The sequence below is a fragment of the Massilioclostridium coli genome, from assembly GCF_900095865.1.
Lineage (GTDB): Bacteria > Bacillota > Clostridia > Oscillospirales > Ruminococcaceae > Massilioclostridium > Massilioclostridium facile.
Genome location: NZ_FMIZ01000007.1, coordinates 1,383,760 through 1,405,913, shown reverse-complemented (window position 1 = coordinate 1,405,913; position 22,154 = coordinate 1,383,760). Strand labels below are relative to the sequence as shown.

At 38.0% G+C, this 22,154-nt stretch carries 10 protein-coding genes and 5 tRNA genes; 12 read left to right on the top strand and 3 right to left on the bottom strand.

Annotated features, from left to right (window positions below; genetic code table 11):
- Nucleotides 1-39 precede the first annotated feature (39 nt).
- From BQ2683_RS11505 to tnpA, 9 genes are all read left to right on the top strand, one after another.
- Nucleotides 40-1,758: a phospho-sugar mutase gene (locus tag BQ2683_RS11505; RefSeq protein ID WP_069989168.1), complete on the top strand. Its 1,719-nt coding sequence runs from the start codon at nucleotides 40-42 to the stop codon at nucleotides 1,756-1,758.
- 309 nt (nucleotides 1,759-2,067) lie between these two features.
- Nucleotides 2,068-3,837, top strand: a complete 1,770-nt coding sequence (locus BQ2683_RS11500) for an ABC transporter ATP-binding protein (RefSeq protein ID WP_069989167.1) — start codon at nucleotides 2,068-2,070, stop codon at nucleotides 3,835-3,837.
- Entirely contained in the window at nucleotides 3,834-4,271 is a 438-nt protein-coding gene (locus BQ2683_RS11495; protein ID WP_069989166.1) for a 2-thiouracil desulfurase family protein, read from the top strand. Before BQ2683_RS11500 ends, BQ2683_RS11495 begins: the two co-directional genes overlap by 4 nt.
- A gap of 163 nt (nucleotides 4,272-4,434) precedes the next feature.
- Nucleotides 4,435-4,508, top strand: a tRNA-Gly gene (locus BQ2683_RS11490).
- A 22-nt stretch (nucleotides 4,509-4,530) separates the two neighbouring features.
- Nucleotides 4,531-4,607 (top strand) — tRNA-Arg (locus tag BQ2683_RS11485).
- Between the two features lie 9 nt (nucleotides 4,608-4,616).
- Nucleotides 4,617-4,693, top strand: a tRNA-His gene (locus BQ2683_RS11480).
- A 44-nt stretch (nucleotides 4,694-4,737) separates the two neighbouring features.
- Nucleotides 4,738-4,813 (top strand) — tRNA-Gln (locus BQ2683_RS11475).
- A gap of 29 nt (nucleotides 4,814-4,842) precedes the next feature.
- A tRNA-Gln gene (locus tag BQ2683_RS11470) sits at nucleotides 4,843-4,918 on the top strand.
- 329 nt (nucleotides 4,919-5,247) lie between these two features.
- On the top strand, nucleotides 5,248-5,706 hold the full coding sequence (gene tnpA / locus BQ2683_RS11465; RefSeq protein ID WP_069989165.1) for an IS200/IS605 family transposase: 459 nt from the start codon (nucleotides 5,248-5,250) through the stop codon (nucleotides 5,704-5,706).
- A gap of 620 nt (nucleotides 5,707-6,326) precedes the next feature.
- Here tnpA and BQ2683_RS11460 read toward each other — a convergent pair.
- Nucleotides 6,327-7,304, bottom strand: coding sequence for an AraC family transcriptional regulator (locus BQ2683_RS11460; protein WP_069989164.1), 978 nt, complete (start codon nucleotides 7,302-7,304; stop codon nucleotides 6,327-6,329).
- Between the two features lie 196 nt (nucleotides 7,305-7,500).
- On the opposite strand from BQ2683_RS11460, the gene BQ2683_RS11455 reads away from it, so the two are divergent.
- Nucleotides 7,501-11,364 carry a family 78 glycoside hydrolase catalytic domain gene (locus BQ2683_RS11455; protein WP_069989163.1) on the top strand — a complete coding sequence of 1,288 codons (3,864 nt, stop codon included), beginning with the start codon at nucleotides 7,501-7,503 and terminating at the stop codon, nucleotides 11,362-11,364.
- Between the two features lie 129 nt (nucleotides 11,365-11,493).
- Here BQ2683_RS11455 and BQ2683_RS11450 read toward each other — a convergent pair whose 3' ends face one another.
- Complete coding sequence (locus BQ2683_RS11450) at nucleotides 11,494-12,507, bottom strand: AraC family transcriptional regulator (RefSeq protein ID WP_069989162.1); 1,014 nt, start codon at nucleotides 12,505-12,507, stop codon at nucleotides 11,494-11,496.
- Nucleotides 12,508-12,680: 173 nt separating this feature from the next.
- Here BQ2683_RS11450 and BQ2683_RS11445 point away from each other — a divergent pair, with 173 nt between their 5' ends.
- Nucleotides 12,681-16,508 carry a glycosyl hydrolase gene (locus BQ2683_RS11445; protein WP_069989161.1) on the top strand — a complete coding sequence of 1,276 codons (3,828 nt, stop codon included), beginning with the start codon at nucleotides 12,681-12,683 and terminating at the stop codon, nucleotides 16,506-16,508.
- A gap of 136 nt (nucleotides 16,509-16,644) precedes the next feature.
- Here the strand turns inward: BQ2683_RS11445 and BQ2683_RS11440 are convergent, their stop codons facing one another.
- Nucleotides 16,645-17,664: an AraC family transcriptional regulator gene (locus BQ2683_RS11440; protein ID WP_069989160.1), complete on the bottom strand. Its 1,020-nt coding sequence runs from the start codon at nucleotides 17,662-17,664 to the stop codon at nucleotides 16,645-16,647.
- Between the two features lie 419 nt (nucleotides 17,665-18,083).
- Here BQ2683_RS11440 and BQ2683_RS11435 point away from each other — a divergent pair, with 419 nt between their 5' ends.
- The gene (locus BQ2683_RS11435; RefSeq protein ID WP_069989159.1) at nucleotides 18,084-22,133 is read left to right on the top strand and encodes a glycosyl hydrolase; all 4,050 of its coding nucleotides are present in this window, start codon (nucleotides 18,084-18,086) and stop codon (nucleotides 22,131-22,133) included.
- Nucleotides 22,134-22,154: the final 21 nt, after the last annotated feature.

The window sequence follows — 22,154 nt, the reverse complement described above, 5'->3', positions numbered from 1 at the left end:
GGCACAATGATTGAATATATTAAAAAGGGGTTATGTCATATGAAAGAAATGGAGCTTTACAATCAATGGAAATCTATGAATTTAGAAGATCAGGATTTGATTCGTGAATTGGCAGAAATTGAAGGCGATCAGGAAGCAATTAAAGATAGGTTTTACTGTGAGCTGAAATTTGGTACTGCTGGGCTTCGTGGTGTTATAGGCGCAGGTACCAACCGGATGAATATCTATGTTGTCCGTAAAACTACCCAGGCAATGGCGGAATATTTAAAACATGATTATGAGAATCCAGCGGTTGCAATTAGTTATGATAGCCGGATTAAATCCGATGTTTTTGCAAAAGAAGCTGCTAGTGTTTTAGCAGCGAATGGTGTAAAAGCTTATATATATCGTCAACTGATGCCAGTTCCATGCTTATCTTTTGCGGTGCGTGAGTTAAACTGTCAGGCTGGTATTATGATTACAGCAAGTCACAATCCTGCAAAATACAATGGCTATAAAGCGTATGGTCCGGATGGCTGTCAAATGACTTCTGAATCCGCTGATAAAGTGTTAGAATACTCCGCGAAAATAGATGCTTTCCACGATGTAAAATTAATGGATTTTGACCAGGCTGTCGCAGAAAGCAAAATTGAATATATTAGTGAAGCGGTAGAACAAAAATATCTAGATGCTGTGAAAGCCAGATCGATTCATCCAGAAGCTTTGGAAAAAGCCAATATGAGCGTTGTCTATACTCCATTGAATGGTGCAGGCAATATGCCGGTACGGAAGTTATTAGCACAAATGGGTGTTCAAAATGTTCATGTTGTTGCGGAACAGGAAAATCCAGACGGAAACTTTCCAACCTGTCCATTCCCAAACCCGGAAATCCGTGAAGCTTTGGAACTGGGAATCCGGGATTGCCAAACAGTAAAACCAGATATTTTACTGGCAACAGACCCAGACTGTGACCGTATGGGAATTGCGGTTCCAGATAAAGAGGGAAACTATGTACTGTTAACTGGAAACGAAGTAGGCGCGTTGTTGCTGGAATACATTTGTAAAGAGAGAACTGCCCTTGGAATTATGCCTAAAAATCCAATCGCAGTAAAAACTATTGTTTCTACTAATTTAGTTTGTCCAATTTGTGAAGAATATGGGGTTGAACTGAAAAATGTGTTAACTGGATTCAAATATATTGGGGAACAGATTGGCTTGTTGGAAGCAAAAGGGGAAGATGACCGGTTTATCTTTGGGTTTGAAGAAAGCTATGGTTATCTAGCAGGTAGCTATGTGCGTGATAAGGACGCTGTTATTGCTTCTATGATGATTTGTGAAATGGCTGCGTTTTATCGTCAACAGGGTATCAGCGTTTTAGATGCTTTGAACCATTTATATGAAAAGTATGGGGTATATCGCCACGCTACCATTAGTTTTGTTTGCGAAGGGGCTTCCGGTATGGAACGAATGGCTCAGATTATGTCGGATATTCGTAAAAATCGCCCTACTTCTATTGGTGGCAGAAAGGTAATCCGTTATGCAGATTACAACGCTTCGAAATCCACTGATATTGCAACTGGTGAAGTAACAGAAATTCATCTTCCCAAATCCGATGTTTTAGAATACATTTTGGAAGGTGGAGCAACTGTTATTTTACGTCCATCTGGTACAGAACCAAAAATTAAAGCTTACTATACTGCTACTGCCCCAACTTTGGAGGAAGCAGAACAAATCCAAAAAGAACTGCAAGATGATTTTACCAAAATTTTAGGGTTCTAAGGATGATTTTATTTGATTCTATTGATCAATAGTAAAAATTAAGCTTTTCAGAAAAGCAATATGTTGTTATGATAATGAAAAATACTGGCTTCGTTTTTTAAGCGGAGTCAGTTTTATTTTGAGTTAGATGTATTCCTTTTAGAAATCTACAAAATGATAATAGTTCCATCTTGTAAAAAATTAAATTCATTTATTTGCGTTCTAACAAAAACAATTGTATAATAAGACTGGAGTATTTAGCTCAGTCTTATTATTGATAAACAATCTTGATACCTCCTTATAAAAATAGAAAAGAAAGAAGGAAACTGAGTGGAAAAATCTACAAAAACAAAAAATTTTCAACTTATCAAAAGGTTTGCCCCTTATTTTAAAAAATACCGTTGGATTTTAATGATGGATTTATTTTGCGCATCCTTAACTACGATATGTGAGCTGGTGCTGCCTTTAATCGTGCGTTATTTAACCAATTTAGGGATGAACGATTTACAGGCATTGTCAGTAAAGGTGATTTTATCTGTTGGTATTTTTTATTTGATTTTGCGGATTATTGATACATTCGCCAATTATTATATGGCGAATATTGGACATGTAATGGGTGCCAAGATTGAAACTGATATGAGAAAAGATTTGTTTTCCCATTTACAAAAATTATCTTTCACTTATTTTGATAATACAAAAATAGGACAGATTATGGCACGTTTTACTAGCGACCTGTTTGATGTAACAGAATTTGCCCATCACTGTCCGGAAGAATTTTTTATTGCTGCTTTAAAAATTACCGTTGCATTTATTATTTTAGCTCAGGTAAATGTATGGTTGACTTTAATTGTATTTGCGTTTATTCCAATTATGCTGTTTTGTTCTTTAAAATTCAATAAAAGTATGAGAAGAGCATTTAAAAAGTCCAGGGACCAATTGGGGGAAATTAACGCCAAAGTAGAGGATAGCTTGTTGGGAATCCGTGTAATTAAATCTTTTGCTAACGAGGAAATGGAGCAGGAGCAATTTCAAAAAGGGAATCATAAATTTTTGGATATAAAAAAAGAGATGTATCATTTTATGGCTGGATTCCAAAGTTGTACCCGTATTTTTGATGGCATTATGTACATTGCTGTGGTAGTAGCTGGGGCATTATTTATGTTGTATAGAAAAATTACGCCAGGAGATTTTATGGCTTATTTATTGTATATTACAACATTGTTAACCTCGATCCGCAGAATTGTCGAGTTTACAGAACAGTTTCAGCGAGGTATGACAGGTATTGAACGTTTTACTGAAGTGATGGATGTTCCTGTAGATTTAGGGGATTCACCAGAGGCCATTCCTTTTCAGCAGGTGAAAGGAGAAGTTACCTTTGATCATGTTGGATTCCAGTATGCCGATGGAGGAAAAGAAGTATTATCCAATATCAATTTAAAAGTTCCTGCCGGAGAAAATATTGCGCTGGTTGGGCCATCTGGTAGTGGAAAAACGACTTTATGTAGTTTAATACCACGTTTTTATGATGTCACTTGTGGAAAAATTTTAATTGATGGAGAGGATATTAAACGCTTTACATTACATAGTTTACGTTCTCAAATAGGGGTAGTACAACAAGATGTTTATTTGTTTTCTGGATCAGTTTATGATAATATTGCCTATGGAAAATTAGGAGCATCTAAGGAAGAAGTAATAGAAGCTGCTAAAAAGGCTGGTGCGCATGAATTTATCATGAAACTGGAACATAAATATGATACCTATGTAGGAGAACGAGGGGTAAAACTGTCTGGAGGTCAAAAACAGAGGATTAGTATTGCTAGGGCATTTTTAAAGAATCCACCTATTTTAATTTTAGATGAGGCAACATCTGCTTTGGATACCGAGAGTGAACGGTTAGTACAGCGTTCTTTAGAAGATTTATCGGTGGGGAGAACAACATTTACCATTGCCCATCGTCTTTCTACGATTAAAAATGCGACTACAATTTTGGTGTTAACTGAAAATGGAATTGAGGAGCAGGGCAACCATCATGAGTTATTGCAAAAAGGCGGTATTTATGCCCATTTGTATGAAGATTCTTTGCCGGAGGATGTAGGATGAAGTTACTTGTAAGTGCGTGTTTATTAGGAATAAATTGTCGGTATTGTGGAACAGGATGTAAAAATGAACTGGTGTGTTCTTTAACAGAACATCACCAGTTGATTCCTGTCTGTCCAGAACAGCTAGGAGGGATGTCTACACCTAGAATTCCCTCCGAGATTGTTTCGGAACGAGTAATTAACCAAATTGGAGAAGATGTTACAAACGCCTTTCAAAAAGGTGCTGAAGAAACATTACGTATAGCAAAATTATTGGATTGTTCAGCAGCGGTTTTAAAGAGCCGTAGTCCTTCCTGTGGATATGGAGAAATTTATGATGGGAGTTTTACTGGTACCAAAATTGTGGGGAATGGAGTTACTGCGGAATTATTATTTCAAAATGATTTTGCGATTTATAATGAAGACAACTGCAATGCTTTAAGAAATATGAAATAAATTTATTTAAATTATATAAAATGTTTAAAATATTTAAATATTTTTATATAAAAATACAAAATAATGTTGTCTGAATTTTTTTGCGAAAAAAATCAAAAAAACTGTTGACAAATCAAAAACAGTCTGGTATAATAATATTCGTCGCTGATGAGGATTACAACTTGCGGGTGTAGTTCAATGGTAGAATCCCAGCCTTCCAAGCTGGTTGTGTGGGTTCGATTCCCATCACCCGCTCCATTATGTAACATTTGTTACATACGCGCCAATAGCTCAGTTGGATAGAGCAACTGCCTTCTAAGCAGTAGGCCTCAGGTTCGAATCCTGATTGGCGCACCATTAGTTATGGTGGATTTAGCTTAGTTGGTTAAAGCGCCAGTTTGTGGCACTGGAGACCATGGGTTCGAATCCCATATTCCACCCCACTAAATTGTAACTGGAAGAAGTTCTTCCAGTTACAAATCTTTATTGGACTGTCGCCAAGTGGTAAGGCAACGGACTTTGACTCCGTCATCCCGCTGGTTCGAATCCAGCCAGTCCAGCCAAAGCCTTACATTTGTAAGGCTTCTTATATTGGGGTGTCGCCAAGTGGTAAGGCACCAGATTCTGGCTCTGGCATTCCGAGGGTTCAAATCCTTCCACCCCAGCCATGTGTGGCGAACAAAATAGATATCGCCTGAAAAAAGCCCGAGATTTCGGGCTTTTTTTCATTTTTCTAGAGGATTTTTAGGTGACACGCTCCGTAGATATCTTTTCGTAAAAAATACGGACTAGAAGGGTTCGAACCTTCACAACAGAATAGAAAGATAATAGTAAGCAGATAAAAAGCAATTTTTATCTGCTTTTTTGTATAAGAAAACCCCCGACTGTGTCAGGGGTTCCCAAAAGCTTTAGCGGTGAGTATGCAAAAAAACTCCTTTTGGTAAAATATAAGTGCGGCCTGACAACTGCACAAAAAACCAAAAGGAGGACATTCGAGATGAATGACAATAAAAGTTTAGCACACACAACATGGAATTGCAAATATCACATAGTCTTTGCGCCAAAATACAGAAGGCAAATTTTCTATGGAGAGCACAGAGTAGAAGTGGGGAAAATATTAAGGGAATTGTGCGAATGGAAAGGGATAACGATAATAGAGGCGGAAGTGTGCCCAAATCACATACACATGCTGGTAGAAATACCACCAAAAGAAAGTGTATCAGGATTCATGGGATATTTGAAGGGAAAAAGCAGTATATTGATACACGAAAGACATGGAAATTTAAAGTATAAATATGGGAACCGAAGCTTTTGGTACAGGGGATACTATGTAGATACAGTAGGGAAGAATAAGAAAAAGATAGCAGAGTATATACAAAATCAGCTGAAAGAAGACCAATTACATGACCAACTAACATTGAAAGAATACATGGACCCGTTTACGGGTAGCAAGTAACAATCCATTCGCAGGTGTCAGGACGTAAAAAGCGCCTGGGGGCGCTGCTAGTAACAGAGCCTTACAGGCGCATCTGTAAAACCCCCGGCTATGCCGGGGGATATTTATTAAAAATAGAAATAATTAATTTTTTAGAAAGACTCAATCTATATCATGCAAAAAATGATAAAAAAGCAATATCCAAATTTATTGAGTAGTCCAAAATAGACCATAGAGTTATAAAAAATATTTTGATTCATCAATTCGAAGAAACAATTCTTTGTTCCACGGATACTTTAAAAGGAAAATAGCCTATTATTCACCTTAAAATAGATAAGAAAAAACCACCTTCCATTGGACAGGATAGCTGTGTCCAAGTGATGGAAGGTGGTACCTGTCATCATGACAGGAGAAAGGGAACTCATCATAGTAAAGATATATTATTACAGAAAATATAATTAAAAATAATTATATTTTATATATAGTATTTTTTCAGCTATTTAAAATATTATAAATTTTTAATGAAAATTTAACAATAGATAAATTAAAATGGGGTTCTTGTTAGTAATAACAAATAAAAAACGACAAAACCTCAATTAATCAGGATATGGAGAAAAAACAAACCTAAATTTAATAATCTGCTAATTTTGATGGTGTTTTCGATATTGATATGGCGTTAATTGATAGCGTTTTTTAAATTGTTTATTAAAATAAGTGCGATTGGAATAGCCTAATTCTTCAATAATGTCTGAGATAGAAAGATCGGTATCTTCCAAAAAACTTTTTGCCCGTTTTAACCGGGCATCTAATAAAATCTCAGAAAAGCTGACACCGGTTTGTTTCTTGATTAATTTTGAGAGGTAACTGGGATGATAGTTGAATTTTTCTGCTAAAGAAGCAATAGTAATACAATCGCAATGATCGGAAATATATTGGATCAGATGGGATATATCCTGACTATTCAGTTCTTCTTCAGTATGAATTTGTTGACTGAAATTCCGTACCAGACATACCATCAAACAGGTAAACAGATGGTTGAGCATAATATCACGGCATTCGTTGGCCTCATAAAATTCGTAAATTAAATTCTGGATGATTGTTTCACATTGGAAATCTGACTCATTGTGAAATACAAGATATTGGTCCAGCTTTTGCTTATTCTGCATCGCTTTTAAAAACAGCTCATAATCCAACTGATGGTTGGTAATTAATTTCATGTTGATACTATCAATAAAAGATTGTTGTATCATAATGTTAAAAATGATATTTTCAGGTTTATTATCCCGGATGACATGAATCGCATTGGTATTCAAAATACAAATATCCCCTTGTTTTAAAGGAATAGAGCATTGCTTTTGTCCAATTTGAACCCAGTTGGTACAACTGCCATGATGGACATAAACCATCTCAATAAAACAATGGGAATGAAATTTTCCATATTGGTCCCGTGGATGGGGCATAATCCAAAAACTAGTTTGATGGTTGCCAAAAAAATACCGGTCGCTTAACGTCCTCTTTTCTAGAGAATTTGGACGTTCTGCCTGCCATTGTTTTTCGTGCTGCCGTAAAAAGCGCAAAAATTTTTCTGCTTCTTTTTCGTAATATGCGGATAAGTCCATAAGAACCCTCCCATGTCTTGATTTCGTTTTTAACAATTATACCATATCTTAATTGTGAAGTAAAATAATTTCTGTTGATATAGAACATCAAAGGATACAAACAGTACTTCAATTGATATAGGAAACTGTCAAAATATTTGATATAGTAGAGTAGTCAGTAGACAACTAGATACTTAAATTGAGGAGGAAGTAATTTATGAAGAAAAAGTATTCGTTAGTTGCTGCGCTATTAAGTACAGCAATGGTGGCAAGCATTGTTACATCAGCTATGCCTGTTGCCGCAGTATCGTCCAATACGATGACGATTGGTAGCTTGACAACAGAATTCCAAGAATTGGCGGAGGGGTTAGAAGTAGAGCAACCACGCTTTGGATGGAAGATGGATTCCAATCTGATTGGGGCAAAACAAACCGCATACCAGATTGTGGTAAAAGACATGGGTGGAAAGATTGTCTGGGATAGTGGAAAGCAAAAAGATGATTGTTCTATTTCGGTGCGATATGGTTCTACAGGAACAGCGCAGGAACTAAAACCGGAAAGCAAATACCAATGGAATGTTACCGTATGGGATGAAACTGGTGTAAGTAATACCTCTGATACCAGCTATTTTACAACCGGCTTATATGGCAATTGGGATGGCGCGCAGTGGATTATACCATCTAAACAGGAAAGCGGAGCACCTATGCTAAGGACGGAAAAATCTTTAAAGGGTAAAGTTGCGGATGCGCAGTTGTATATAGCTTCTTTAGGGGTTTACAACGCGTATCTGAATGGACAGGAAGTTATGAGGCAGGATGTAGACGGCAATATAATTGATGACACGTTAAATCCGGGCTGGACTGACTACAACAGCTATGTGAACTATCAAACCTATGACGTTACCCAATATATCACTGGTGATGCCGTGGCATTAGGGGTTCAGATGGGAAAAGGATGGTACGCAGGTGAAATTGCACAGAGTTATTATACAGGAGTAATCGGAGAAGATGACGCCAGCGAACTTGCTTTGTTGGCAAAGCTGTCCATTACCTATGAGGATGGAACAACAGAAGTCATTACGACGAATCCAGCTGATTGGAAATCCTATGACAATGGGCCAATTATATTTAATGATTTTTACCAGGGGGAACACTACGACGCACGTCTGGAAGAAACTGTAGCAGGCTGGAATCAACCTGGATTTACGGAAGATAATTGGGACGCGGTAATAGCAGGGGAATACACTGGAGCAGTATGTGCGGCAAACACAGCAAACTACGCTTATATTCATGAGAATTTGACGCAGCGGCCAATTGGTGGGGAAGATTGCTATAAATATCGGGAAGATGAAATCCAAAAACCGATATCTGAAGGGGGAACCTCAGAATATGCAACCGGTAATGTAGTAGAATATCCTGTAGACGTCAATGACGATATTACATTGTTGCCTGGAGAAACTTTAATCCTAGACTTAGGCCAAAACATGGTGGGTGTATCAGAACTGACAATTTCTGGTGCGGAGGGGACAACCATCCAAGTGCAGCATGCAGAGATGCTGAATGATGGAAATTTAAACCCCGAAATGGAAACAGGCGGCAGCGACGGCCCAAAAGGAAGCCTGTATCAAGCTTCGTTACGAGGTGTGGCGGCAATGGATTCCTATACCTTAAAAGGAGATGCAGAAGAAACCTGGAAACCATCCATAACCTTTCAGGGATTTCGATATGTTGGCATCACGGCTGATTCGGAAGTGACTATCCATAATATATCTGGCAAGGTGATCAACTCTTTAAATGGCCAGACTGGTTATATTGAAACTTCTGATAGTGCAATCAATCAATTATATAGCAATGTTTTGTGGAGCCAAAGAGGAAACTATTTATGGTTGCCAACGGATTGCCCACAGCGTGACGAACGCTATGGGTGGTCTGGAGATGCCCAGGTGTTCGCTGGCACAGCAACCTATAATTTTGATGTGGCATCCTTTTTGCAAAATTATGTTACTATGGCAAACGACCAGGCAGCAGGCAATGATGATGTATTTGGCGCAATCATACCAACCTGGGGTGGCATGGGTGGAGGAATCTCCAAGCAGCTAGCTTCCGGTTGGAGCGATGTAGGGGTAATCGTTCCTTGGACTTTGTACCAGAAAACCGGTGATATTTCCTATATTAAAAATAGCTATCCTTCTATGGATGCTTATATGGATGCAGTAGCGGAAAAAGGCTATGGAAAATCCATGTTTGGGGATTGGCTGAACTTCCAGGCAACCGCTGTGGCTTATATGAACACCATGTACCGTATTTATACCGCTGATTTGATGAAACAAATGGCAGAGATTATTGAAGACGACACAATGGTAGAAAAATATACGGAACTTTACAATACAGAAAAAGCTGCTGCCATTGAAAAATATATTACTGCTGATGGCAATGTGCTGTCCTCTTCCGCAGATGGCGTTTTAGGTACTACCGATATGCACGATTCTACTTATGTAGATAACTCCCAGGCATCTATTTTATGGGCTTTAAAATTAGGATTGTATCATACGGAAGAACAAAAAGCGACCATGGTGCAGAACCTCTTAACTGATATCGCCAATAAAGGCGGTTCCATCCGGAAAGGACAAGGGGAAGATACCTTGGCAATCGGCTTCTTAGGTGTAAATGTAATTCTTCCCGCCTTGACAGATGCGGGTTGTGTGGATACTACCTATGATTTGTTATTGCAGGATGAAATGCCATCCTGGTTATATGAAGTAAAAAATGGTGCAACAACAATTTGGGAAAGATGGAATTCCTACTCCAAAGACAATAGTTTTGGGGATTCTTCTATGAACTCTTTTAACCATTATTCCTATGGAGCATGTGTAGAATGGATGTACCAGTATATGGCTGGCATTGATACTGACCAAGGGGAAGGTGTTGGATTTAAACATATTATTTTACAGCCAACCATTGATGCTTCTGGCAGAATTGATTTTGTGAACGGGTCTTACAACAGTTATTACGGCAATATTGTTTCCAATTGGGTTGCAACAGACGGTAGCCTGAGCAACTATGAAGCAGTCATACCAGCCAATACTAATGCTACCTTATACTTGCCAGTAAGCGAAGAGGCAGTAGCGAATTTTGCAGCAGTGGATGGAGTTACCTATATAGGCATGGAAGAACATAATGGTCAAATGGCAGCAAAATTCAACCTGGAATCAGGCGGTTACAACTTTGAACTGAAAGATGGCAAACTATTAGCAAACATTACGGATGGATATGTAGTAGGTGAAACAGCGGATAAAGGCATTTTAAATTCTGTGATTACATACGCAGAGGATGTCAAAGAAAGCGGGGAATATGATAATGCCATTGAAAGCGTACAGAAATCCTTTGATGCTGCTTTGGAAAATGCAAAAGCAGTAGCGAAAAATGAAAATGCAAGTCAAGAAGAAATTGATCAAGCATGGAAAATACTGCTGAATGAAATCCATAAATTAGGATTTGTAGCAGGAGATAAAACAGAACTGGCATCCTTGATTGAAGCAGCAAATGAAATCAATGCAGAACTTGACCGTTATGTAGAAGCAGGCAAAGCGGAATTTACTACAGCTTTGGAAGCAGCAGTAGCGGTATATGAAGATGGCGATGCCATGCAGGCAGAAGTAAATGAAGCAGCAGACAATCTGTTAAATGCAATGCTGAACCTGAGATACAAAGCAGATAAGTCTATCCTGGAAGAAGTCCTTGCAGAAGCAAGCAAAGTGGACGCGAACGTATACACAGCAGAAAGCTATGCAGCATTACAAGCAGCAGTAGTAGAAGCAAGCAATGTATACAGCAACGAAAACGCAACCCAGGAAGAAGTAGATGCAGCAGTAACAAGAGTACAAACAGCAATGGATAACTTGATAGCAGTAGATGGAACACCTGCAGAAACTCCAACCGAAGACAATGGAACACAGACAGGACAGGAATCTACAACACCAAAAGCAAATGCGGCGAAAACAGGCGACTTCGCACCAATTGCAGGATTGGCAGCGATCAGTCTGGCAGGCATAGCACTGTGGATCACCCGTAAGAAAAAATAATCAATTGTAAATTTCTTTTTCTCTTTTCTTTCATATAAAAAACACCAGCTTTTCTATTAGAAAGGCTGGTGTTTTTTATATGAGAGATTATAATTGTTACAATTAAATAGAGAAAAATATGGCTGAAGATTATATGGTATTAAATTTTTTTAACGTAGTATGTTTCTTTCGATATTCTGCAGGGGTAATGTCGCAATATTGTTTAAAAATTTTTTCAAAATAGCTTCGTTCATGGTAGCCTAGTTTATCTGCAATTTCCTCAATCGAAAGATTCGTATAGGATAGTAGATAGTAGGAATTTTTCAATCGGATACTCCGTAAAATATCTGAAAAAGTCCGTCCAGTCTGTTTTTTAATATATTTACTCATAGATGTTGTCGTATAATGGAAATGATTTGACATGTCTTGTAAAGTTACAGTTTTATAATGTTGTGAAATATACTCTATTAAACTGGAAAATTCTAAATTTTTATCAGGTGACGTTTGTGTAAGAAAATCTTGGTATTGTTCCGCCAGCTCATATAGTAAACAGATGAAATTCGCTTTTTTTACCTGTTGTTTTTTATCCGGGTTTTGGACACATTCCACAATCAGTTTTCTTAAATAAAATTCACAATCCGTATCGGTTAAAATATCAAAAATGTAAAATTTGGATTTGTTTTTTCGGTTATAGATAGAATCTAAGAAAAATCCTAAAAAACTGTCGTTTTCACTCATTAGCTGAACAAAAATTTCATCAAATAATTTTGTGCTTATCAAAATATTTAAAATAACAGAATTAGGATAAACATACATGGTATGCAAGGTGTCCGTGTTCATAATGCACAGCTGATTTTGATAAAAAGTATGTTCTATCCCATCTAAAAAACATTGGCAGCTTCCCTGATACACATAGATTAACTCAAAATATTCATGGCAATGATACAATAATTTACCATTAGGAGAAAGTACTTTAGGACGATGTAGGTCAGGAGAAACAATAATATTATTCTGCTGATCTTCTGTGTAAACAACATATTCCAATCCTTGCTTACTTTTAACTGGTAAATTATTATATTTAAGGATATTTTTTATCCCAACTTTTTTAATAAAATCTGCTATATTAAGTAGATATTGATTTATGATTTGATTAAAGTTTTGCATGATAACTCCATTCCCATGTGTTTATCAAACTTATATAAAATATTATTTTATATTTCATTTATTATAACAATAAAAAGCAAAAAAGTATATATAAATAGGCAAAAATCTATCTACCATAAAATAAAAAAATTTTTTATACTTTAGATATCATTTGAGTTCAAGGAGGAAATAAAATGAAACGAACTAGAAAACATAAAGTGGTTGCTTGTATGTTGGCCGCTCTCATAGCAGTCAGTGTAGGATCATATTCTATGACTGCATTGGCGCAAACAGATTCAAGTGGAACCAATACATTATCGAATGAATTTAAAAATGTTCCCAAAGAGGCAAAATCCAGAATTCGTTATTGGGTTCCACAGGCCGCCATGGAGGAGGAAGATCTAAAGCAAGATATTAAAAATCTTGCGGATATGGGGTATGGATGCGTTGAAGTAGTTGCGATAACGGTATCTGACAGTATTGGAGAAGAGAATATATGGGGTACGGATAATTGGAACCATATGATGAAGATTATCCTTCAAACCGCAAAGGAATGCGGAATAACAGTTGACTTTACCAATGGACCAGCATGGCCAATTGCAATGCCGAATATCTCTAGCGCCGATGATGAAGCGGCGTTATATGAGATGACCTATGGAGTAGTAGATGTTGCGGGGGGAACGACATATCAGGGAATTGTTCCAGAACGGACTACTATTCGGCAAGAAGGCACACCTAAATTAAACGCGGTTTTAGCTTATCGAAAAACAGCGGATAAAACGATTGATTTTAACAGTAGGATAGATTTGACTGACCAGGTTGTATTAGATTGGGAAAATCAAGCAAACAGTACGATCACCTTTACTGCTCCGGATGATGGAGACTGGGTATTATTTAGTTTTTTTGAACAACCAGCAACACAAAAAACCAATGGGGATTATGTCATTGATCATATTGGATTAGCGGGAGCGCAGGCAGCAATTGATTTTTGGGAAAACAATCTGATTCCAGAAATCAAAGACTATTTGGATGTAGTAGATTCTATTTTCTGTGATTCTCTAGAATATGATGTAGCGATGGAGTGGACAAGAGGATTTGAGGATATTTTCTATCAACAAAAAGGCTATGATATCAGACCATATCTTCCTGTAATCGGTCAGACAGGAACTTATCCGGTTACCAATATTGCAGGTTATCAATTTAGCGATGATAGTTTGACTGAGCAAGTAAGAAATGATTATTTAGATGTAGTCAGTTATTGTTATAATGAATACCATTTAAAACCAATGCAGCAGATGGCAGAAAAATATGGCTTAAACTTGCGTTATCAAGTGGGATATAACAAACCATTTGAGGTGGAATCTGCTGCATTATATACTGGAATTCCAGAGGGAGAAGCTTTAGGCAGAAGATCAATTGATAATCTTCGTACTATGTCAGCAGCCGTGCATATGGGGGATAAGCCACAGTATTCTTTTGAAGGTGCCGCCGAGTTCATAAATGGTTATGGACAAACCTGGGAGGATTTAATGTGGTGGCTCAAACGCAGTTGGGCCGGTGGTGTTAATATGCAAACATTGCATGGTGCCGGATATGCTGGAAATTATTATGGCCCTGGAAATGAAAATGGGAATGTTCCAGGAAATAAATGGCCTGCATTTTCACTAGGAAGCGGAATGGTTTCTAATGTATGGAATTGCATTACTTCCCCTGAACAAGCTTCTTATTATCTTAACTATATGGGACGTCATAATTATATTTTACAAAAAACTACAAAAATGGATATAGCCGTTTACCGAAATGAATATTTAAATGATGGGGTTGGTGGAGATGGAAGCTATATCTATCCAGATGATGGCATACTAAACAGTTATGGATATAGCTATGAATTTGTTTCTCCTACTTTGTTGGATTTGGAAAATGCTACGATCATCAATGGATGTCTGGATGAAGAAGGTCCAGCTTATAAAGCAATGGTCATTCATAACCAGAAAGGGATGCCGGAAGAAACAGCAGAAAAATTGCTTTCCATGGTAGAACAGGGATTCAAACTAGTATTTGTAGGGGAGACTCCATCCCAGGAAATGTATTATGAGGATGTATTATCTGGAAACAGCGACGAAAAGTTACAACAGACAATACAACAAATATTAAACAACCAAAATGTCATTCATGTGGACAACTATGATCAGGTACCGCAGGCATTAGAACAATTAGGGGTTCAGCCAGATGCGGATTATGAAACTCCAGCCGATGTACTGTCTATGCACACAACGGATGAAAATATAGATTATTATTATCTCTATAATTACAACAAAGTCCCATATGAACAAGGTAGTGAAATGTTTGGTGAAACAGATGCTTCTTATCCTAATATTAATAAGGAAAAATATTTTGTAGATAGAACGCTTAATATTTCTTTGGAAGGAGAAGGAAAACCATATTTGCTAAACGCCTGGACAGGTGAAATCACCCCGATTGCAGAATATAAATTAGAAAATGGCAAAGTAAATCTTACTTTAGATTTTAAAGGCGACGAGGAAATGATGATTGCTATTTTAGACGACCAAACCGCAATTCAAAATGGAATCCAGCCAATGAATACCTATGTGGAATCTTCCCAAACCCAGTCTGGAAATCTAGAATATGTAGACGGAAATTTGATATTCAAATCCATAGAGCCAGGAGAATATCAATTCCAATTAAACAATGGAATTGTAAAGGGAACAGCGCCAAATGTGCAGGAAAGTTTACCAATTGAGAACTGGAACCTGAAAGTAAATTATGTAACTGCGCCAGAAAACGGTAGCACCTCCTATTATGACTCCGTGTGGAAAGAATCAGAAACCATTCAATTAGACCAGTTAAAATCCTGGAGTGAAATCGCAGGAATTGAAACAGTTTCTGGTGTTGGAACCTATACGACAACATTCAATCTGGAAAAAGGCTGGGCAGAAGGATATGGTGCTACTATAGATTTAGGCGATGTAGAGGACAGTTTCACTGTAACAGTAAATGGGACGAAAGTACCATTTCCAAACCAACTGGATACTGTAGTAGATATTGGACCATATGTAAAATCTGGAGAAAATACAATTGAAATAGAAGTAGCATCTACATTATACAATGCAGTGAATAACAAAGCAGAAAAAATATCTGGATTATTAGGAAATGAAGGCGTTGTTAACGTAAGACCATATGCCTGTGTAGAAATAAAAGAAACAGCGGATAAAGATATTTTGAATTCTGTGATTACATACGCAGAAGCTGCCAAAGAAAGCGGGGAATATGACAATGCCATTGAATCGGTACAAAAATCCTTTGATACAGCATTGGAAAACGCCAAAACAGTAGCAGCAAACGCAGCAGCAACTCAAGACGAAGTGGATGAAGCATGGAAGACACTGCTGAATGAAATCCACAAATTAGGCTTTATCGCAGGAGATAAAACAGAATTAGCAAGCTTAATCGCAGCGGCGGAAGAAATCAATGGAGAATTAGACCGTTATGTAGAAGCAGGCAAAGCGGAATTCACCGCAACACTGGAAACAGCACAAACAGTATACAAGAATGGCGACGCGATGCAGGCAGAAATCAATGAAGTAGCGGATGATTTGTTAAACGCAATGTTGAACTTGCGGTTTAAAGCGGATAAAAGTATTCTGGAAGAAGTAATAGTAGAGGCAAATAAGATTGATGCATCTGCATATACAACAGAAAGTTACGCAGCACTGACAGGAGCAGTAAATGAAGCAAAAGTGGTACTGGGAAATGAAAACGCAAGCCAGAAAGAGGTAGACGCAGCAGTAACTAATGTACAGAGTGCAATGGATAGCTTAGTAGCAGTAGAAGGTATAAAAGAAATACCATCTACAGAAGAAAATGCTACCCAAACAGGGCAGGAAATGACAACTACCAAAGCGAATGCAGCGAAAACAGGCGATGTTGTTCCAATTGCAGGCTTGGCAACAATCACATTAGCAGGAACAGCATTATTATTTGCCCGTAAAAAAGATAGATGATTGTAAATTTCATTTATTTATTATAAAAAAACATCTCCAGCTTTCAATGAAAGTTGGAGATGCTTTGTTTTTTCTGTATGTGTAAATTAAATAAAAGGTAAATAAATAACTTTTGAATGGAAAACCACATTAGTAATTATGAGTTCTTAGTAGCGTTCTCTCCTTTATATTGTTTGCGATATTCTGCAGGGGATAACAAAAATTTGGATTTAAAAAGTTTATAAAAATAACTTGCATCATTAAATCCTACCAATGATATAATTTCTGAGATAGGAAGATCGTTGGATTCAAGGTATTGCTTTGCCTTATTTAACTTAAATTCTTTTATAATTTCCACATAATTTTTGTTTGTATGCTTTTTGATCATGCGAGAAACATAGCTGGGGGAGTAACCAAATTTTTCTGCAATGGAATCCAATGTTGCGGTAGAAGAATGTTGATTCATATATGCAATAATATCTGCTACTGTACGGTTTTTTTGTTCACCATTTATGGTATTCGCGTTATTTTTATAATACATCCTAGTAAGCTCAGCAAATAAGTAAATTAGCATGGATTCGATTACCTTTTGAAAACAAACATTTTTATTAATATATTCCATAATGATGGTCTCCATAATAATAGCAATTTTACTTTCTGGATCATAAGGAAAATACAAATAATCGTTTGCTTTATTAATCTGATACATATAGTCAATAATAAAATTAGAAAAAAGGTGGTTGTCAGAAAGCAATGTCAACATGGAGTTTTCTAAGATAGGGATCGGTATCTTTATATTAAACATACAATCTTGATCATTTAGTGTATATGGGCAATGCAAAGTATTTGGATTAAGCAGCAAAATATCTCCTTGTTTCATTTCAATCCGTTTATTTTCAAATAAATTTACATTACCACCCTGATAGATATAAACTAATTCATAATAATCATGACGGTGCAGATATCCTCTTTGGTCAAATTCAGAAGGAAGTTTATGTAGAGAGATTTCTATTGTATCTTTATAATAAGAATGAACAACCCAAAATCCATATTTGTTGACAGTCTCTACAATATACTCTTCTAATTTTGGCCTTCTAGACTTATCAAACTTTTTTTCTTTATCACGATGGATTTTAATATATTCATTGATTGAATAGATTTTTTCCTTTTTTTCCATACGAATGCCCTTTCTTCTCAATTGTTTTCATATTAAATAGTACCGTGTCTGGAAGGACTTGTCAAGCTTTGTAAGAGAAGAAAGATAGCAAAGGACAAAAAATTACCAGTATTTAGTTCATAAATGCCCATTGTAGCAAAAATGGATAAATGTTATAGTATTAATTGCAAACACAAAATATATTTTATATATTTTGTCGGAGTTTCCTGTTATATCATTAAAATATAATAGGGTTATCATTTTCTTTGTATAGTGGAAAAATAAAGTGATTGCTATAGTTATAGTTGGGCAGCATGTTTGGCGTAATTGGCTAAAAAACCATTCTATTTTTAGTAAGATTTTTTGTTGTAAAGCCATCATGAAAGCAATCCGAATTTTGTCCTCTTTACAAACCATCCATTTCTAAAGGAGGAAAAACGATGAAGTTAAAAAACAAAGCAAAAAAAGCCCTTGGCGTATTGCTGGCTGCTACCATGCTTTCTACAGTAGCGGCATCTGCTGTTAGCGCGATTGGCGACAATGTTGCTGGCACAGCGGATTTTGCCAGTAAACTGGAATCCCAGTATACCGATCCAGATAGGGTGTACAGTACAGAAGTGCGCTGGTGGATCGGGGAAGCATCCAATACAGATGAAGCGCTGCTGGAAGAAATCCAGGCATTGTATGACGCAGGGTTCCGTGGCGTAGAGCTATGTATGCAGTCGGATGGAAACGCACCGGATGACACCTACGCATATGGTTCCGAGATGTGGTCCCACAAGTGGAAACTGATGATGAACAAAATCCTGGATCTGGGCATGACATTGAGCTTAACTTCTGGTACCAACTGGTCAACCTCAAACGTACCAGGGTTGGATCCAGATAGCCAGGAAGCAAGCCAAGTTGTGGCAATGGGATCCCAGGTAGTCAAAGCAGGGGAAAGCATTACCGCATTGCCAAAACCATCTACCCAGAGAGAAAGCAACAAAGGGAAATTTGTTGCCGCATATGCAGGGAAACTTGCTAGTACGGATGGAGAAAGCTATGTTGTAGAACCAGGTTCTATGATTGACTTAAGTAATCAGGTAACAGCAGTAGAAGGCGCAACTGTTTATGACCAGGCAATCAACTGGACAGCTCCAGCGGATTCTGATTATGTGGTATTTGGATACTGGACCCATGGGAACTACAAAACAGCTTCCCCAGCGGCGGAAACTTGCTACGCAACCAACTACTTTGATACCAGAGGGGTTGACGCTTTACGTTCGTTCTGGGAAGAGCATTATCTAAATGACCCAGAATTGAACGAGAAGATCAAAGAGGGCGATGTACAGCTGTTTATGGACTCCATTGAGTTGAATCCTGACGGTGGTATTACCTGGTGGACAGAAGATATCCGGCAAGAATTTATCAACCGCAAAGGCTATGATATCATGCCGTACCTGTTCTTAGTAGATGGCTTGCCACAGGTACAAGCAGTACATGATCCATATTATCCACCAGCAGAGGGTACTCATGACTTAGAAAACGATAAGGACACCCGGGAAAAAATTATCAACGACTGGGTAGATGTATTGACACAATTGTATTGTGAAAATATGCTACAACCATTAAAAGAATGGTTAAATTCTGTAGGAATTGAAACACGTGCCCAGATTTCCTATGGTCGGTCATTTGAAATTACAGAACCAGCGATGTACGTGGATTATCCAGAAGCAGAGAGCTTTAACCAATACAACCAGGTTGATATTTTAAGATTACATAGTGCTGGCAACCATCTGTTGGATAAAGTTCTTTCCAGTGAAACAGGGACAGAACTCAGCACCTATTATACCCCACAACAGCTTCGTTTGGAAGATGCTTATACCATGTATGCTTCCGGTTTCCAACGTTTGATTTGGCATATTTGGAGCGCAGGCTATACCTATGGTGAAAACGCTGCATGGCCAGGTTGGGGTTCCGGTTTTGACCGTTGGGGAACCCGTGAACCTTCCTACAAAGATTTTGATGAATTTAATGCTCATCTGGGACGTATCCAGCAGATGTTACAAACCGGTAATTCCAGAACCGATGTTGGCTTTATCCACAACAACTGGAACCAAGGTGTAAGATTTGGTGGAGAATCTGGAGATGGCCTCACTGGTATGCAGTACATGATGGCTCATCAAGGCGTTTACTACCGTTCTACTGAACTGCAGGATAACGGCTATACCTATGATTATCTCAGCCCTGATATACTCAAAGCAGAAGGTGTTTATTTTGATGAAAACACCAAGACAGTAGAACCAGCAGGTTATAAATCCCTTGTTCTTTACCAGGATTGGTTAGATGTTGACGGTGCGAAATTAATCTATGAATGGGCACAAAAAGGCCTGCCAGTCTTTATTATGGAAGGGGCTGCGGAACGCACTACCTTTAATGATGGTAAGGACGAAGAATTGGCTTCCATTATGGAACAGATGAGAGCCCTGCCAAATGTAAAAGATGTAGAAATTTACGATGCTTCTGAAGACTTTGATTACTTTGACAAAGTAGCGGAAGGCTATGACGATGGTCTGTACGATGCAATGCAGGAAATGGGCATCCGTCCATACGCTGAATTTAATGGGGCAAACCATCAGTTATTGACCCAAACCCGTGAAGCAGAAGATGGTAGCCGTTATTTGTATGCTTATAATTACTGCTCCAACGATTACCATGAAAACAGCTTCATTGATGAAGTAAAAACAGAAGACCATGGAACCAACATCAAGACAGAAATCCGGATGGATGGCATGTATATCCCATATACCATCGATTCCTGGACAGGTGAAGTAACTGAAATTGGTAATTACTATTATGAAGATGGTCAGACTGTATTCCCAATCGATTTGGACTATGATGATATCGCTCTATATGCGTTTGAACCAGTAACCGAGGAATCATTCCACGCAACTTCAACCAACGCAGATATGGCATATGGAACAGAAAATGGTGTAGCAGTACGAGCAACTCAAAGCGGCACTTATACTACTGAACTGAGCAGTGGCAGAACAGTAACAGAAGAAATCAACGTACCAGAATCCTACCCAATTACTAACTGGGATGTAACAGTAGAATCTTGGACACCATCCGAAAATGTACTCCGCAGTGAAGAAACGATTGGTGATGTACACACAGTAAATACTAAAGTTGACACTGATAAGACAGATATCAATGTAAAACTGGATGAACTGACCACATGGAATAATATTCCTGAAGTAGGGGAAAGCGTATCCGGTATTGGGTATTATGATGCGAAATTTAATTGGGATAGCAGTTCCGCTGATGGTGCATATATCGACTTTGGCGATGAATTCTATTCCAGCATGAAAGTATGGATTAATGGACAGAAAGTTGGCGGAGATGTAAGTACGAACCCAACCAAAGTTCCACAATCTGTAATTGAAGGATATGAAGGAACAGAACAATACACAGGTGGTATCAGTTCTACAGACCCAGTAGCGGATATCAGTGAATACCTGGTAGACGGTGAAAATACGATCCATATTGAATATAGTTCTCCATTAGGAAATGTTCAACTTTCCCGTGGCGCAATTAAACCTGGCGGTGGAAGAAACTGGTGGGGTGAAATGAGACAGACAAAATACTTACCATATGGACCAAGCCAGGCAGTAATCGTTCCTTTCGTAGATTCCGAATACGAAGTAGCGGATAAAGATATTTTAAACACTGTTATTGACTATGCAGAACAACAAAAAGCATCTGATGAATTCAATAATGTCATTGCGGATGTGCAGAAAACTTTCAATGCAGCATTGGATGCAGCCAAAGCAGTTGCAGCAGATCCAGCAGCAACTCAGGAAGAAGTAGACGCGGCATGGAAAACATTGATGACCGAAATCCATAAACTAGGCTTTGTGAAAGGGGATATCACTTCCTTAGAAACTCTAGTAGCATTGGCAGAAGGTTATGACATGAATGACTATGTAGAAGCAGGCCAAGCAGAATTTAAAGAAGCATTGGCAACAGCACAGGCAATCCTTGCAGACAAAGACAACGCAATGCAGGCAGAAATCGAAACAGCAGAAACTAACCTGTTGAACGCAATGCTGAATCTGAGATATAAAGCAGATAAATCGATCTTAGAATCTGTATTGGCAGAAGCGAATGGTAAAGACGCATCTGCGTATACAGCAGAAAGCTACGCAGTATTGACAGCAGCAGTAGCAGAAGCAAATGACGTAATGGCAGATGAAAACGCAACTCAAGAGGAAGTAGATGCAGCAGTAACAAACGTACAAGCTGCAATGGATCAGTTAGTAGCAGTAGATGGAAGAGTTCCAGAAGAAACAACACCGTCCACTGATGATACAGCTACTCAAACTGGACAGGAATCTACCACACCAAAAGCAAACGCAGCGAAAACAGGCGATTTTGCTCCAATTGCAGGATTAGCAGCAATTACATTAGCAGGAGCAGCTCTGTTGTTCACCCGTAAAAAAAGATAATTTATTTTGGGTAATGTTCTT

Coding starts and splice junctions, on each gene's coding strand:
- BQ2683_RS11505 (WP_069989168.1), top strand. CDS start 40: ATGAAAGAAATGGAGCTTTACAATCAATGGAAATCTATGAATTTAGAA.
- BQ2683_RS11495 (WP_069989166.1), top strand. CDS start 3,834: ATGAAGTTACTTGTAAGTGCGTGTTTATTAGGAATAAATTGTCGGTAT.
- tnpA (WP_069989165.1), top strand. CDS start 5,248: ATGAATGACAATAAAAGTTTAGCACACACAACATGGAATTGCAAATAT.
- BQ2683_RS11460 (WP_069989164.1), bottom strand. CDS start 7,304: ATGGACTTATCCGCATATTACGAAAAAGAAGCAGAAAAATTTTTGCGC.
- BQ2683_RS11455 (WP_069989163.1), top strand. CDS start 7,501: ATGAAGAAAAAGTATTCGTTAGTTGCTGCGCTATTAAGTACAGCAATG.
- BQ2683_RS11450 (WP_069989162.1), bottom strand. CDS start 12,507: ATGCAAAACTTTAATCAAATCATAAATCAATATCTACTTAATATAGCA.
- BQ2683_RS11445 (WP_069989161.1), top strand. CDS start 12,681: ATGAAACGAACTAGAAAACATAAAGTGGTTGCTTGTATGTTGGCCGCT.
- BQ2683_RS11440 (WP_069989160.1), bottom strand. CDS start 17,664: ATGGAAAAAAAGGAAAAAATCTATTCAATCAATGAATATATTAAAATC.
- BQ2683_RS11435 (WP_069989159.1), top strand. CDS start 18,084: ATGAAGTTAAAAAACAAAGCAAAAAAAGCCCTTGGCGTATTGCTGGCT.